Source organism: Rhizobium sp. S152, from assembly GCF_030380735.1.
GTDB lineage: Bacteria > Pseudomonadota > Alphaproteobacteria > Rhizobiales > Rhizobiaceae > Rhizobium.
Genome location: NZ_JAUDRZ010000026.1, coordinates 390,368 through 405,360 on the forward strand (window position 1 = coordinate 390,368; position 14,993 = coordinate 405,360).

Sequence of the window (14,993 nt, forward strand, 5' to 3'; positions counted from 1 at the left end):
CGAGCAAGGTCAACGCTGTCGGTGCCGCATGCGGCAAACTCTCGGAAATGCCGGAATCGATGATCGAGAAAACCGCTACAGGACGCTGAAGCGACTCGACAAATTGGAGAGCCCGGCCGCATGGGCCGGGCCTCTGTCATCAGGCCAGAAGCAGAGTATCGCGGATCAGATCGACCACCTTTTCCGACTCGATGCCGGTGCAGACGACCTGGCTCGGCAGGTTGTCCCAATCGCCAGGCGGGAAGCGTCGCCCGTCCGGCTTGACGATCGTCTGGCCGTCGGCGATGCCGCCGCAGACGACGCGAACGCTGCCGGTGATGGTGGTGAACAGCTCGGGCGCAACGACATAGACGCAGGCGCAGCTGTCATGCACCATCATGCCGTCTTCGACCGCGTGCTTGTAGAAGTCGATATAGAACTGCGAGAGCCTGTCGAGAAGCTTGACCGCATCGTCGCCCCTGGCCGCCATCTCGCCGAGATAGCCGCGGCTCATGGTGGTGATGGCGGTGACGTCGAGACCGATGACGACCACCTTCCACGGCGCCGTCAGGATGATATCGGCGGCCTCGGGATCGCCATGGATGTTCGCTTCCGCGACGGGAGTGACATTGCCGGGCACATAGAAGTTGCCGCCCATGATCACGACCTGCTTCACTAGGCCGGCGATTTCGGGATCTTCCTTCAGGGCGAGCGCGAGGTTCGTCATGCGGCCGACGGCAACCAGCGTCACCTCGCCCGGATTGGCGCGAACAGTGTCGATGATGAACTTGTAGGCCGGGCGCGGATCGACCGGTAGGTCGACCGTCGCGGGCACGTCGATATTGCCGAGGCCGTCGTCGCCATGCACGAAGGTCGGCCATGCGCCTTCCTTGCGGGACGGATCGATGGTCACATCGGCACCCTTGGCGACAGGTGCGGCAATATCCCATTCGCGCTTCAGGAACAGCGCATTGCGCGTGGTCGTCTCGATCGAGGCATTGCCGAAGACGGTGGTGATGCCGATCAGATCGATCTCGGGATGGCGGTGCAGGAAGAGCAGCGCCATCGCGTCGTCGACGCCGGGATCCGTATCGTAAATGACCTTGTGCATGATGTTCCTTCTCATTTTCTTGTTATTGCCGCGGGTCATAGAATGGCGCCCACGAAATCGCGGCCACCATAGCGCCCCCTATTCTTTCCGCAACCGGATGCATGCGACAGCGGCCGTCGCATGCGCGGATTTGATCTTCGGCACGACGAGATCCGCCTCCAGCCCGATCGCCGCCAGCGACGCCGGCTCCGCCACGCCGTGACAGCCGACGCGCGCGAAGACGATATCGGACGGATTCTTGATCCTCGGCGTCTCCCGCTCGAGCGTCCCGGCATCGAAGAAGACGGCGGGAACACCGAAATGCGCGGCCACCGCCAATATCGCCGGCTCGTCACGGCGGGAATCGATCGACGCGACGCCGGCCAGCCGAGACGCCTGCGCACCGGCCGTCCGCAAGGCCGTCTCCGCCAGTTCGAGAACCTCGGCAGGCGGCGTGCCGCGCTCGCAGCCAAGGCCGAGCACATAGCGCCGGTTCCTATCCAAATGCAGTGACGTCATATCCAGAAAATGCCGGTTGTCTGTGTCCCGCAAGCCATTGCAGCCCCAGCCGGTAAATGCAACAAGCGCGCCGACACAGTGCATTAGCATTCCCACAGGTTTCCCTTGTCCGATCTTGCCCCCCACCTGCTTTTTCTCCTTGCCCTTGCAGCCTTCTTCGCCGGTTTCGTCGATGCCATCGCCGGCGGCGGTGGACTGATCACCGTTCCGGCGATGCTGATCGCCGGCATTCCGCCGCTTCAGACGCTGGGCACCAACAAGGTGCAATCGGTCTGCGGCGCGGCATCGGCCACCATCGCCTATGCCCGCAAGGGCCACGTGAACCTGCGCGAGCAGCTGCCGATGGCGATGATGGCGCTCATGGGCGGCGCGCTTGGTGCAGCACTTGCAACGATCGTGCCGGGCGACGTGCTGAGGGCCGTGATGCCGGTGCTGCTGATCGCGATCGCGCTCTATTTTGCGCTGAAACCGAATCTCGGCGACGTCGACAAGCACCGCCGCATCACGCCCTTCGTCTTCGGCCTGACGCTGGTACCCGCCATTGGCTTCTACGATGGCGTTTTCGGCCCCGGCACCGGCTCCTTCTTCATGCTCGGCTTCGTTTCGCTGGCGGGTTTCGGCATGCTGAAGGCGACCGCGCATACCAAACTCTTGAACTTCGGCTCGAACCTCGGCGCCCTCATCGTCTTCGCCTCGTTCGGCGCGACGCTCTGGAAGATCGGCCTGATGATGGGCGCCTGCCAGTTTCTCGGCGCGCAGGTCGGCTCGCGGCTCGCCATGCGCATCGGCGCGAAGCTGATCAAGCCAATCCTCGTCATCGTCTGCATCGCGTTTGCGATCAAGCTGTTGTCCGATCCCGCCAATCCGCTGCGCGTCTGGCTCGGACTATGAACCTCAGAACAGCGCCAGAAGCAGCGCTCCCCCGGCGATCAGGCTGACGCCGAGCCAGTTCATCATGTTGAGCTTCTCGCCGAGAAACACGACGCCGAAGATGGCGACGAGGACAATCGAAAGCTTATCGATCGGGGCGACGCGGGCGGCATCGCCGATCTTCAATGCGCGAAAATAGGCAAGCCAGGACGCCCCTGTCGCGGCCCCCGAGAGACAGAGGAAGATCCAGGTCCTCGACGAGATGCTGGAAAATGGCTGCCACTGCCCGCTCGCCAGCACGATCGCGCTGATGATGACGAGGATCACCACCGTGCGGATCAGCGTCGCGAAATCGGAATTGATGCCAGCCACGCCGATCTTGGCAAAGATCGCCGTCAGCGCCGCGAAGGCCGCCGATAGGACAGCCCAGAAAATCCAGCTCTGCGTCATCAAAACTCCACGCCCGCCTGCCCCTTGATGCCCGAGCGGAACGGATGCTTGATCAGTTCCATCTCGGTCACCAGATCGGCGATCTCGATCAGCTCGTCCTTGGCATTGCGCCCGGTGAGAACGACGTGAGTCATATAGGGCTTTTCCGTCTTCAGAAACGCCACGACCTCGTTGATATCGATGTAATCATAGCGCAGCGCAATGTTGATCTCGTCGAGCAGCACCATCGAATTGCGCTCGTCACGGATCAGTTCCTTTGCCTTCTCCCAGGCCGCCCCTGCCGCCGCGACATCACGGGCGCGGTCCTGCGTTTCCCAGGTGAAGCCCTCGCCCATCGTGTGGAACTGGCAGACATCGGAGAAATGCTTCTCGATCAGATCGCGCTCGCCCGTCCACATCGCGCCCTTGATGAACTGCACGACGGCGGACGGCTTGCCATGCGCGATATGCCGGAAGATCATTCCGAAGGCCGAGGACGACTTGCCCTTGCCCTTGCCGGTATGGACGATGATCAGGCCCTTCTCGCCCGTCTTCGTCGCCATGATCTTGTCGCGCGCGGCCTTCTTCTTGGCCATCTTCTCGCTATGGCGGGCATCGTCTTGGCCTGATGTCTCGGTAGTTTCCTCAGTCATGTCAAACTTCCCCGGATGCAATCTTCAATCGGTCGGCGGCATCGCGACCGCCTGATCTGTGATGTGTGTTGTCTGTGGCAGAGAGATCGAACTGCGCCGAATTGCTGCGCGGCGTCCACAGCCGCCGCTCGATCGCCTCCAGCAGCCGCTCTTTCATTTCCTCGTAGGCCGCCGGGTTCTTCTCGACCATGAAATCGCGCGCGCGCTGATCGACGACGAAGGCCTGGTAGACCGCCTCGAAATGATGGTTGCCGACGGCGCCCGTGGTCGCCGCGAAGGCGAAGAGATAATCGACGGTGGCCGATATCTCGAAAGCGCCCTTGTAACCGTGGCGCATCACGCCCTCGATCCACTTCGGATTGACGACGCGGCCGCGCACCACGCGGGCGATCTCCTCCTCCAGCGACCGGATCACCGGCTTCTCCGGCATGGAGTGATCGTTGTGATAGATCGACGGCCTTGTGCCGCCGAGCGTTTCCGCCGCCGCCGCCATGCCGCCTTCGAACTGGTAGTAGTCGTCGCTGTCGAGCAGGTCGTGCTCGCGATTGTCCTGGTTCTGCACCACCGCCTGGATCGAGCGCAGCCTTTCCTCGAAGACACCACGCTCGGCCCGGCCCTCTTCCCCGGCGCCATAGGCATAGCTGCCCCAGACCAGATAGGCCTCCGCCAGATCGGCGCGCCGCTCCCAGCCCTTCTCGTCGATCAGCGCCTGCAGTCCGGCGCCATAGGCACCCGGCTTCGACCCGAAGATGCGGTACCCCGCGCGTTTGGCCGCCGCCGCCTGATCCAGCCCGGCGGCCGTGAGCCGAGCGGCTTCGCCGCGCATGCGCTCGGCGATCGGGTTGTCAGCGGCATCCTCGTCCAGCGCGCCGACAGCCCGGATCGCCTTGTCGAACAAGGCGATCTGCTCCGGAAAAGCATCGCGGAAGAAGCCTGAAATACGCAACGTCACATCCACACGCGGCCTTCTCAGCATGGCCTGTGGAACGATCTCGTAGCCGGTCACCCGCCGGGACGTCATATCCCACACCGGCTTGACTCCGATCAGCGCCAACGCTTGCGCGATATCGTCGCCACCGGTGCGCATGTTCGACGTGCCCCAGGCCGTCAATCCAAAGGACACCGGCCACTCGCCGTGATCCTGCACATAGCGGCGCACCAGAAGCTCCGCCGATTTCTTGCCCAGTTCATAGGCCGCCGGCGTCGGCACCGCGCGGCTGTCCACGGAGTAGAAGTTCCGCCCCGTCGGCAACACGTCCGGCCGCCCTCGGGTCGGTGCGCCCGATGGGCCCGGTGGCACAAAACGGCCATCGAGGCCGCGCAGCAGCCCCTCGATCTCGGCTGGCCCGCAGGCGAGGATGGAAGGTTTCAGTCGTGTTTCGATCTCGTTGAGGACAGCTCTGGTTTGGGACCAGAAGGTTGGGCACGGCGTCTCGCCGGAGACAAATTTCGCGGCCAGCAGTTCGATGCGCTCGACGGTATCGCCCTGCGTGCGCCATGGGTCGGCAGAGACGGTTGCGAGGATATCCGGGCGCGGGCCGGCCCAAAGGGCGGCCATGTCGCAGTCGAGGGGATCGAAGGCTACGCTTGCGCCCGTGATCCCCCCCTCTGCCCTGCCGGGCATCTCCCCCTCAGCGGGGGAGATTGGCTGGGCGCGCCCGCTCGCTCCAACCTCTACGGCTTGCGAAGATGTCTGCCACGAGTCGATCTCCCCCCTTGAGGGGGAGATGTCCGGCAGGACAGAGGGGGGTAAGCTGCCCGGCATAACGCCTACAGCAACGCCCAACCCTGCATCCTCGGCAATCGCCCGCTGCAAACTCCGATCACCGCCCTCGCCCAGCCCGCGCGGCACCCGCGCCAGCGCCACCGTCAGATCCGTCAGCAGCCGCCCCTGCGGCGATACCCCGAACACATGCAGCCCATCCCGGATCTGCATCTCCTTGAGATCACACAGATAAGCATCGAGCTTTTTCAGCGCTTCGCTCTCGCTTTCCCCCTTGGCAATCCCCGCGTCCTGATCGAGCCCGATATCGGCGACGAGATCGAGAATCTGCTTGCTCAAAAGCCGGATCCGGCGCGGATCGCCACCCGAGGCCTCGTAATATTCGTCGACCAGCGCTTCGAGATCCTTCAATGGCCCGTAGCTTTCGGCCCGCGTCAGCGGCGGCGTCAGGTGGTCGATGATCACGGCGGCGGTGCGGCGCTTGGCCTGCGTCCCCTCGCCGGGATCGTTGACGATGAAGGGGTAGAGATGCGGCAGCGGCCCGAGGATCGCCTCGGGATAGCAGCTTTCCGATAGCGCCAGCGCCTTGCCCGGTAGCCATTCGAGATTGCCGTGCTTGCCCATGTGGATCACGGCGTGCGCTTCGAATTCGTGGCGCAGGAAGGCGTAGAAGGCGAGATAGCCGTGCGGCGGAACGAGGTCCGGCGAGTGATAGCTTTCCTTCGGATCGATATTGTAGCCGCGCGCCGGCTGGATACCGACGAGCACACCGCCGAAGCGCGTGAACGGCAGCGCAAACGCGCCATCCGCGACATAGGGATCGGCCTCCGGCTCGCCCCAGCGCGCGCCGATCTCGTCTTGAATCTTTTTCGGAAGAGTTGCGAGGAAATCCCTATAACGACTCACGGAAAGCGTCTCGCGGATGATCTTCCCATCATGACCGGAATTGGTGGGTCCTTCCGTAATATGCCGCATCAGCGCATCGCCATCCGCGGAGATGTCGGCCACCGCATAGCCGGCCTTGCGCATCGCCGTGAGCACCTCGATCGTGCCCGCGGGCGTATCGAGACCGACGCCGTTTCCGAGCCTGCCGTCACGGTTCGGATAGTTAGCCATGACGAGCGCCACCCGCCGCTCGGCCGGCTTTGCGCGCCGCAACCGCGCCCAGTTGGCCGCCAGCCGCACTGTGTAGCGCATGCGCCCCGCATCCGGCTCGCTGGCAACGATATTGGCTTCGACCAGCGCATCATACCGCGCCGCAGACTTGAACGAGACCGCACGGGCAAGAACCCGGCCATCGACCTCGGGCAACGCCACGTTCATGCCGAGATCGCGCGCCGACAGACCTTGCGAGGAGTTTTCCCACGCCTCCTTCGAAGATGCGGAAAAGATCGCCTGCAGCACCACGGCATCGCTGACCTCGAGCACAGTCGGCTGCCGCTCCGCGCCCGGCGCCGAGACGGCGAAGCCGGTCGTGTTGATGACGACATCAGGCTTGGTGGCGGCGAAGACGCTTTCGAGGATACCCTTGGAGACGGGGTCCTTGAGGCTGTAGGCGAAGATCGGGAGCGGCCGGATGCCCTCAGCTATCAGCGCCTCGATCAGCGCCTCGACGGGACGGGTTTCGCCGCTTTGCACGAGGGCGCGGTAGAAGGAGATGGCGACTGTGGGCGGGTTTCCCGTCGCTGACGTCCCGCCCGGCAACATCTCGCCCGAAAGCCGCCGCCACTCCTCGACCCCGACAACACCCCGGTCCGGCCACCAGATCCCGGCCTTCATCAGCGGCGCCGCCGCCTCCGGCTTCTCGTCCCCCGACAGCATCGCCTCGGCATAGTCGAGAAACGCACGCGTATTCGCATCGCCCCCCTCGATCAGATAGGCCCAGAGTGCATTCAGATCCTCAAGCGGCACATTCGAAAACGGCGTCAACCCCGCGTCTGGCTTGGAATCTCCAGGCAGCACAGCGATCAGCGCGCCATGACGCGCCGCCGCCGCATGCAGCGCCTCCAGCGCGTAATGAAAATAGCTGGCGCCGCCCAGCGCCCTGACGACGATCAGCTTCGCGTGCCGCGCCGTGCGCTCGACATAGGCATCGACGGACATCGGATGCTTGAGGCTCATCAGACTCGCGATGCGCAGCGACCGTGCGCCGGCACGCCGGCCATGCGTCGCCGCCACCGCCGCCAATTCCGTGTCGGCGGCCGAGAGAAACAGGATGTCGCCGGGAGACTGACCGAGATCGATCGCCTCCTCGCCGTCGCTGATCGTTCCCTGCTGGGCTAGAAGGAGGTGCATGGCAGTATGTCTTTACGGGAAATGTTATTTGCAGGCGTAGAGTGCGTGGCCCCCTCATCCGACCCTTCGGGCCACCTTCTCCCCGTCGGGGAGAAGGGAAGACTGGCGCTGGCGGCTAGCCACGAGTCTCTTCTCCCCCACGGGGAGAAGGTGCCGGCAGGCGGATGAGGGGGCCACGCCGCACAAGTCCAGCTATCCTCAAAGCGACAACCGCGCATTCCAACCATCAACCTTAAACTAGCGCCTCGATCGCCTTGCGCACCGCATTCTCATCCATCTCATGCAGCCCGATCACCACCAGCCGCGTGCCGCGCGTCTCGCCGGCGGCCCAGGCGCGGTCGAAATAATGGTCGATGCGGCTGCCGACCGCCTGCAGCTGCAGGCGCATCGGCTTGCCAGGAACGTCGACGAATCCCTTCAGGCGGAGCACGTCGTGTTCGCCGATGATGCCCTTAAGGCTCTCGACGAAGGCAGAGGGATCGGCGATCGGGCCGAGCTCGACGACGAAGCTGTCGAACTCGTCGTGGTCGTGCGGCGTGCCGTCCTCGTGCTCAAGTTCGTGATGAGACTTGCGGTTGCCGATATCTTCCTCTGTGCCGATGCCCAGCCCGAGCAACACGCTTGCCGGCACATCGCCGTTCCTAGCCTCGATCATTGCGGGCTTGCGCGCCGTGCGCGAGGCGACCTCGTCACGAACGCGGGCGAGCCCGGCGGTGTCGATGAGATCGGTCTTGTTGAGCACGATCAGGTCCGCGCAGGTCAGCTGGTCCTCGAAAAGCTCCTCGATCGGGCTTTCGTGGTCGAGGTTGTCGTCCGCGACGCGGCGGGCGTCCACGGCATCGTGATCGTCGGCGAAACGGCCGGCGGCGACGGCGGCGCTGTCGACCACGGTGATCACGCCATCGACGGTCACCTGCGTACGAATGTCAGGCCAGTTGAAGGCGGCGACCAGCGGCTGCGGCAGGGCAAGGCCCGAGGTTTCGATGACGATATGATCCGGCCGGTTCTCGCGCTCCAGGAGCTTGCTCATCGTCGGGATGAAGTCGTCGGCGACCGTGCAGCAGATGCAGCCATTGGTGAGCTCGATGATATCGTCCTCGGTGCAGTTTTCCGCGCCGCAGCCCTTCAGCACCTCGCCATCGACGCCGAGGTCGCCGAACTCGTTGATGATGAGCGCGATCTTCTTGCCGCCGGCATTGGTGAGCAGGTTGCGGATCATCGTCGTCTTACCGGCGCCGAGGAAGCCGGTGATGACGGTGGCGGGAATCTTCTGCTGGCTCATAAACTAACCCTTCATTTTCAGCGGCAGTCCCGCCGCGATAAAATACACGTCAGCGGCGACCGCCGCGATCAACTGATGCAGCCGTCCGACATGGTCGCGAAACTCGCGCGCCATGCGGTTCTCAGGCACGATGCCGAGGCCGACTTCATTGGAAACGATGACGAGGCGCGCCTTCGCACGGGGCAGATAGGCGGCAAGCGCCGCGAACTCCGCGACCATGTCGCGCCCCTCCATCATCAGATTGGTGACCCACAGCGTCAGGCAATCGACAAGTACCGCCCGCCCCTCGCCATCGATCGAAGCAAGCTTATCGACAAGATCGAGCGGCTCCTCATGGGTGGTCCAGAGATCGCCGCGATCGGCTTTGTGCTGGTCGATCCGCACGCGCATCTCCTCGTCCCAGGCCCGGCCGGTGGCGATGTAATGGCGTTCGAGGGTGCTGTCGGTGACGAGCTGCTCGGCAAAGCGCGACTTGCCGGACCGCGCACCTCCGAGAACGAAGGTCGCACCGGAGGAAACCGGGCTCATGGGAAATGCAGCCAGATCCGCGGCGACTTTCCGCGATAGGCCAAAAGCTTGGCCGCCAAAAACAGCCGTTCATTCCGTTCGTCTGCCATGACAACCTCCGTGCTGGCATTGGGCAAGCGCCCAGGGGTGGGCTTTGCGCCCGGCACGATTGGCAGGTCTCCTGGCTCGCGGGTCGAGGCGACCATCGGGGCAACCACACAAGAGGCTGCCCCGATCGTGCCATCGGATTTTCCTCGCCTTCCCGGCTGCAATCATGAAAAGGCGGACGATTCGTAGATTTAGAGGCGTCCAACCCCGGTTGATCATGGCTTGCATCGCCAGTGGCTTTTCCGCCGCCTTCGGCACCTCACCCGCCTGCACCACGCAGGCAGCCGGTAAAGCGCGTCCGACGCCGGACGGAAGACCCTGACCGCTCTACAGTCGCGGGGTCGGCTGCGATGAGGGCGCCCGGATTGGGTCCGCCCCGTCACATTCCCTTTTCATCCGCACCGCTTTTGGCGGTCCGGAACCATTCGCTATCGGATTTATGGTTAGGCAAGCGGGATCATGAAGTCAATCGGCTTGGCGGATTGCCCGTGCGACGCAAATGGACCCGTTTGCCGCCCCAATGCGACTTTCCCTACCAGTTTTGTCGTCTTATATCAAAGACTTAAGTCATAAAAACTTGTTGCAACCGCCAGCCTTTTGCCGCAATTGCAGCGCATGCGGCTCCGCACCGCATCATTCCCGTCCACGCCCGCCCTTGAACGGGCCCTCGCCTGCCTAGATTTCACAATCATGTATCTGAAAATCAATCTCCGCCGCCTCGGCCCGCTTCACACACTGCTGGACGTGGGGCGCATGCGCGCATTGCTGCGCCGCAGCGAAATGGGCATGGTGATTGCGGGAGGCATCGTCGGCATTACCTCCGGCCTCGCCGTGACGGGCATGAGCCTCATCTCCCGCGAGATGCACAGCATGATCTTCGGCATCAGCGATGTCGATCGCCTGAGCTCGTCGCAGATCGACAACAAGTTGCTGCTCCTCGGCGCCCCCATCTGCGGCGGCATTCTCCTCGGCCTTCTGCTTTTCATCCTCGCCAAGACCCGCAAGAAGCCGATGGTCGACCCGATCGAGGCCAATGCGCTTCACGGCGGCCGCCTGTCGCTGACAGACAGTATCGTCGTCGCCGTCCAGAACCTGATTTCCAACGGCTTCGGCGCCTCCGTCGGGCTCGAGGCCGGCTACACGCAGCTGGCATCGGGCATCGCCTCCAAGCTCGGGCTGAAGCTGCAATTGCGTCGCTCGGACCTGCGCGTCCTTGTCGGCTGCGGCGCCGCCGGCGCGATCGCCGCGGCCTTCAACGCCCCGCTCACCGGCGCCTTCTACGCCTTCGAACTGATCATCGGCACCTACACCATCGTCTCGCTGACACCGGTGGTGGTCTCGGCACTTGTCTCGACCCTTGTGGCGCGATTGCTCGCCGGCAGCGACTTCGTGATCGATGTCGGCGAATTCGGCGCGGTCATGCCGGCCGACTACGTGCCCGCGCTGCTCCTCGGCGCCTGCTGCGCCGGCGTCGGTATCCTGATCATGCAGGGCGTCGCATCCATCGAGGAACTGGCACGGCGCAGCTCCATCGCAATGCCGTTTCGGCCCGCGCTCGGCGGCATCATCGTCGGCCTGCTGGCGCTGATCACCCCGCAGGTGTTGTCGGCCGGGCACGGGGCGCTGCATCTCAATCTTGGCCGGGACGTCGCCATCCCGATGCTGATCGGTCTGTTTCTGCTGAAATCGCTCGCCTCGGCGATTTCGATCGGTTCCGGCTTCAGGGGTGGCCTGTTCTTCGCGTCGCTGTTCATGGGCGCGCTCCTCGGCAAGCTGTTCGCCTATTCCGCCCCCTATTTCGCCCATGCAACGCTGACGCCGATCATCTACGCCGTCGTCGGCATGAGCTCGCTCGCCGTCGCCGTCATCGGCGGCCCGCTGACCATGACCTTCCTGGCGCTGGAGATCACCGGCGACTTCCCGATCACCGCGCTGGTGCTCGCGGCCGTCATCACCTCCTCGCTCGTCGTGCGCAGCACCTTCGGCTACTCCTTCGCCACTTGGCGCTTCCACCTGCGCGGCGAAAGCATCCGCAGCGCCCACGACGTTGGCTGGATTCGCAACCTGACCGTCGACAAGCTGATGCGCGCCGACGTGAAGACGGCCAATGCCGGGCTGACCATCGGCGAGTTCAGGGAGCGTTTCCCGATCGGATCGGCGCAGCGCGTCGTACTTGTTGACGATAACGGGAAGTATGGCGGCTTGGTTCTGGTGCCGGAAATCTATGCCAACCTGACCGATACCGACGATCCCTCACGCGACCTCAGCGAGTTCACTCGATATAAGAACGATTTCCTGCAGCCGCAGATGAACGCCAAGCAGGCCGCCGCGATCTTCGACAAGACGGAGAGCGAAGCTCTGGCCGTGGTCAATAATCTGATCGAGCGCAAGGTGGTCGGCCAGCTCAGCGAAGCGCATACGCTCCGGCGCTACAGCGAAGAGCTCGACCGTCGCCGCCGGGAGATATCGGGCGAGATTTGACGGCCAGCGCGATCAGCCAAGCAACCGGTCGAGCCAGCTCTTGTCCAGATAGGTCTCGAGTTCGGCGGCGACCTCGTCCAGCGCTTGTTCGACACCCGCCCGGTAGTCGAGCCGCTCGCCGCTAAGCCCGAAGCCCTGCAGCAACCGTGCGCGAAAGGCATCGCCGGCAAAAAGCCCGTGCAGATAGGTCCCCATGATCCTGCCGTCCGCCGACACCGCGCCATCAGGAGCACCGTCGACGATCGCGAACGGCCGGCTGCAGTCGGCGCCACGCGTGACGCCGAGATGGATCTGGTAGCCCGAAAGCGGCTCGGCATGGGCTGAAGAGACGGCCGTGCTGTTGCGCACCGTTTTCTCCGGCGCCATCTCCGTTTCGATGTCGAGCAACCCAAGCCCCTCCGTTTCGAGTACGCTGCCCTCGATCCCGAGCGGATCGCGAACGGTGCGCCCCAGCATCTGATAACCGCCGCAGATACCGATAACATGGCCGCCGCGCCTGACATGTGCGGCGAGATCCGCGTCCCACCCCTGCCGGCGAAGATCGGCGAGATCGGAGATCGTGGATTTCGATCCGGGCAGAATGACCAGTTGTGCATCGGCGGGCAGCGGCTCCCCGGCTTTCACGAAAACAAGTTCGACGTCGGGTTCGGCCTTCAGCGGATCGAGATCGTCGAAATTGGCGATGCGCGGCAGAACCGGCACCGCGATCTTCAAGGCGCCGGCCTCGCCCTTCGTTAGTCTCTCCAGCGCCACCGAATCCTCTGCCGGCAGCCGCGCCGCCGCCTTCAGCCACGGCACCACGCCGAAGCACGGCCAGCCAGTGAAGCGCCCGACGGCAGAAAGGCCGTCGTCGAACAGCGAAACGTCGCCGCGAAACTTGTTGATGATGTAGCCCGAGATCATCGCCCGGTCATCGGCCGCCAGGATGGTATGCGTCCCCACCAGCGACGCGATCACGCCGCCTCGATCGATGTCGCCGACAAGCACGACGGGCACACCGGCTCGCGTCGCAAACCCCATGTTCGCGATATCGCCGGGCCGTAGGTTGATCTCCGCCGGCGAGCCCGCGCCCTCCACGACAACCAGATCCGCCCCCTCGCCGACATGGGCGAAGCTCTGCATCACGTAATCGAGCAGCTGCGGCTTCAGCCGCTGATAATCGCGCCCTTTGGCCTGACCCCAGACCTTGCCCTGCACCACGATCTGGCTCCCCGTCTCCGACTGTGGTTTCAGCAGCACGGGGTTCATGTGCACGGAGGATGGAACGCGGGCGGCGAGCGACTGCAGCCATTGCGCCCGGCCGATCTCGCCGCCGTCATCGGCGACGGCTGCATTGTTCGACATGTTCTGCGGCTTGAACGGGCGGACCTTGAGTCCACGATTGGCCGCCAGCCTGCAAAGCCCGGCGACAAGAACCGTCTTGCCGACATCCGAACCTGTTCCCTGCAGCATGATGGCTTTGGTCATTGTCGCAAAACTCCGGCAAACATCGCGACCGGCCTACAACGGCCGTTCCACAATGGTCAATCTCGGGTGCCGAAAATGCGAAGGCCGCGCCAACCCTTGGGTCGCGCGGCCTGCCGAATTACGCTGGCGCTTTCGCCCATACACGGCGAAGCTCACGTTCCCCGGGACGCAATACCTGATCCGGAGAAGCAGCGGTTGTCCCCCGCCACGCACAAAGCATTAGCGGCACATCGTTACCGGACGGTTAGCAAGCCATTAAGCAAATATGAATTTCGCCGTTTCGCGCGTTTTTCTCGCGCACTGACCTATCTTCCTGCATCCGAGCCCTCCGCAACCACAGCGGCCAGCCCGTGAGGCACGAAGTCATTAACGATTTCAAATCAGGTGCTTACGAGACTAAAACGTGCAGATGACGATTGATTTCTACCGACGAACGAGTAGGCTCTTCAAAACACGTCATCGACATAAGAGACGCCCGACTGTTCCGGCATGCACATCATGCCTGCGAAGCAGCAATAAGAACGAATGGGAACGCAAATGAGACTTCTTTGCACGGCCGCCGTTCTGGCCCTGGCTTTCTGCGCGATAAACCCGGCCCGGGCCGCGCAATGCGGTGATGTGACGATCGCGGAAATGAAGTGGGCGTCCGCCGGCGTTGCCGCCAATCTCGACAAGATCATTCTGGAGAAGGGCTACGGCTGTACCGTCAAGATCGTGCCCGGCGATACCCTGCCGACATTCAAGTCCATGAACGAGACCGGCCAGCCCGATATCGCCTCGGAATTCTGGATCAATTCGGACCGCATCGAACTGGACAACGCCATCAAGGAGAACAGGCTTGTCCAGGCTGCGGAAATCCTGTCCGAAGGCGCCGTCGAGGGCTGGTGGATCCCTAAATTCATCGCCGACGCCAACCCCGACATCCGCACTGTGGAAGCGGCCCTGCAACATCCCGAACTCTTCCCCGTGGAACCGGGATCGTCACGCGGAGCGGTCCACAGCTGCCCGGTCGGCTGGAGCTGCCGCGTCTCGACGGCCAACCTGTTTCGCGCCTTCGGCGGCGACAAGAGCAGGTTTCAGCTGGTGGAGGCCGAGACGCCTCGGGCGCTTGACGACAGTATCGCCAAGGCCTTCGAGAACAAGATGGGATGGCTCGGCTACTACTGGGCGCCGACCGCGATGCTTGGCAAGTACGACATGACCCGCCTCAGCTTCGGCGTAGCGCACGACAAGGCCGAGTGGGACAGCTGCACATCGATTCCCGATTGCGCCCGCCCGCAGATCAATTCCTACCCGGTCTCCCGCGCCTACACGTTGGTAACCCGGTCTTTCGCCGATCGCGACGAAGCCGTGACCGATTACCTGAAAAAGCGCGCCTGGGACAACTCGACAGTCAACGAAATCCTCGCCTGGCAGGACGAGCAGGACAAGAGCAACCAGGACACCGCGTTGCATTTCCTCAAGAATTATACCGCGTTCTGGACCAAGTGGGTTCCCGCCGACGTGGCAGCGAAAATAGAGGCCGGTCTTTGAGGCATTTCAAGGTGCGATGAGCGTCCAGCGACCATCAGGTTCGCACAAGCATGTCTG

11 protein-coding genes and 1 riboswitch are annotated in these 14,993 nt (G+C 63.5%); of the genes, 3 read left to right on the forward strand and 8 right to left on the reverse strand.

The annotated features are described in order from the left end of the window. Positions 1-139: 139 nt before the first annotated feature. On the reverse strand, positions 140-1,090 hold the full coding sequence (locus tag QTL95_RS21110) for a nucleoside hydrolase (protein ID WP_289721868.1): 951 nt from the start codon (positions 1,088-1,090) through the stop codon (positions 140-142). Between the two features lie 78 nt (positions 1,091-1,168). After that, a complete protein-coding gene (locus tag QTL95_RS21115; RefSeq protein WP_289721869.1) occupies positions 1,169-1,588 on the reverse strand; it encodes a cobalamin biosynthesis protein in 420 nt (139 codons plus the stop codon). 105 nt (positions 1,589-1,693) lie between these two features. Here QTL95_RS21115 and QTL95_RS21120 point away from each other — a divergent pair, with 105 nt between their 5' ends. Continuing rightward, positions 1,694-2,479, forward strand: a complete 786-nt coding sequence (locus QTL95_RS21120) for a TSUP family transporter (RefSeq protein ID WP_289721870.1) — start codon at positions 1,694-1,696, stop codon at positions 2,477-2,479. A gap of 3 nt (positions 2,480-2,482) precedes the next feature. On the opposite strand, the gene QTL95_RS21125 is transcribed toward QTL95_RS21120, so the two are convergent. The 5 genes from QTL95_RS21125 to cobU all read right to left on the reverse strand — a co-directional run bounded on the left by QTL95_RS21125 (position 2,483) and on the right by cobU (position 9,368). Then, positions 2,483-2,908: an EamA family transporter gene (locus tag QTL95_RS21125; RefSeq protein WP_289721871.1), complete on the reverse strand. Its 426-nt coding sequence runs from the start codon at positions 2,906-2,908 to the stop codon at positions 2,483-2,485. Continuing rightward, positions 2,908-3,540, reverse strand: coding sequence for a cob(I)yrinic acid a,c-diamide adenosyltransferase (cobO, locus tag QTL95_RS21130; protein ID WP_289721872.1), 633 nt, complete (start codon positions 3,538-3,540; stop codon positions 2,908-2,910). The genes QTL95_RS21125 and cobO overlap by 1 nt, the downstream gene beginning before the upstream one ends. A gap of 1 nt (position 3,541) precedes the next feature. Further along, positions 3,542-7,558, reverse strand: coding sequence for a cobaltochelatase subunit CobN (cobN, locus tag QTL95_RS21135; RefSeq protein WP_289721873.1), 4,017 nt, complete (start codon positions 7,556-7,558; stop codon positions 3,542-3,544). A 232-nt stretch (positions 7,559-7,790) separates the two neighbouring features. Continuing rightward, complete coding sequence (gene cobW / locus QTL95_RS21140; protein WP_289721874.1) at positions 7,791-8,840, reverse strand: cobalamin biosynthesis protein CobW; 1,050 nt, start codon at positions 8,838-8,840, stop codon at positions 7,791-7,793. 3 nt (positions 8,841-8,843) lie between these two features. After that, positions 8,844-9,368, reverse strand: coding sequence for a bifunctional adenosylcobinamide kinase/adenosylcobinamide-phosphate guanylyltransferase (gene cobU / locus QTL95_RS21145; protein ID WP_289721875.1), 525 nt, complete (start codon positions 9,366-9,368; stop codon positions 8,844-8,846). A gap of 133 nt (positions 9,369-9,501) precedes the next feature. Next, a riboswitch (cobalamin riboswitch) is annotated at positions 9,502-9,896 on the reverse strand. 249 nt (positions 9,897-10,145) lie between these two features. On the opposite strand from cobU, the gene QTL95_RS21150 reads away from it, so the two are divergent. Beyond that, complete coding sequence (locus QTL95_RS21150) at positions 10,146-11,936, forward strand: chloride channel protein (RefSeq protein ID WP_289721876.1); 1,791 nt, start codon at positions 10,146-10,148, stop codon at positions 11,934-11,936. A gap of 12 nt (positions 11,937-11,948) precedes the next feature. Here the strand turns inward: QTL95_RS21150 and QTL95_RS21155 are convergent, their stop codons facing one another. Further along, positions 11,949-13,403 carry a cobyric acid synthase gene (locus tag QTL95_RS21155; RefSeq protein WP_289721877.1) on the reverse strand — a complete coding sequence of 485 codons (1,455 nt, stop codon included), beginning with the start codon at positions 13,401-13,403 and terminating at the stop codon, positions 11,949-11,951. Between the two features lie 537 nt (positions 13,404-13,940). On the opposite strand from QTL95_RS21155, the gene QTL95_RS21160 reads away from it, so the two are divergent. After that, positions 13,941-14,936, forward strand: coding sequence for a glycine betaine ABC transporter substrate-binding protein (locus QTL95_RS21160; RefSeq protein ID WP_289721878.1), 996 nt, complete (start codon positions 13,941-13,943; stop codon positions 14,934-14,936). Positions 14,937-14,993 lie beyond the last annotated feature (57 nt).

Coding starts and splice junctions, on each gene's coding strand:
- QTL95_RS21110 (WP_289721868.1), bottom strand. CDS start 1,090: ATGCACAAGGTCATTTACGATACGGATCCCGGCGTCGACGACGCGATG.
- QTL95_RS21115 (WP_289721869.1), bottom strand. CDS start 1,588: ATGACGTCACTGCATTTGGATAGGAACCGGCGCTATGTGCTCGGCCTT.
- QTL95_RS21125 (WP_289721871.1), bottom strand. CDS start 2,908: ATGACGCAGAGCTGGATTTTCTGGGCTGTCCTATCGGCGGCCTTCGCG.
- cobO (WP_289721872.1), bottom strand. CDS start 3,540: ATGACTGAGGAAACTACCGAGACATCAGGCCAAGACGATGCCCGCCAT.
- cobN (WP_289721873.1), bottom strand. CDS start 7,558: ATGCACCTCCTTCTAGCCCAGCAGGGAACGATCAGCGACGGCGAGGAG.
- cobW (WP_289721874.1), bottom strand. CDS start 8,840: ATGAGCCAGCAGAAGATTCCCGCCACCGTCATCACCGGCTTCCTCGGC.
- cobU (WP_289721875.1), bottom strand. CDS start 9,368: ATGAGCCCGGTTTCCTCCGGTGCGACCTTCGTTCTCGGAGGTGCGCGG.
- QTL95_RS21150 (WP_289721876.1), top strand. CDS start 10,146: ATGTATCTGAAAATCAATCTCCGCCGCCTCGGCCCGCTTCACACACTG.
- QTL95_RS21155 (WP_289721877.1), bottom strand. CDS start 13,403: ATGACCAAAGCCATCATGCTGCAGGGAACAGGTTCGGATGTCGGCAAG.
- QTL95_RS21160 (WP_289721878.1), top strand. CDS start 13,941: ATGAGACTTCTTTGCACGGCCGCCGTTCTGGCCCTGGCTTTCTGCGCG.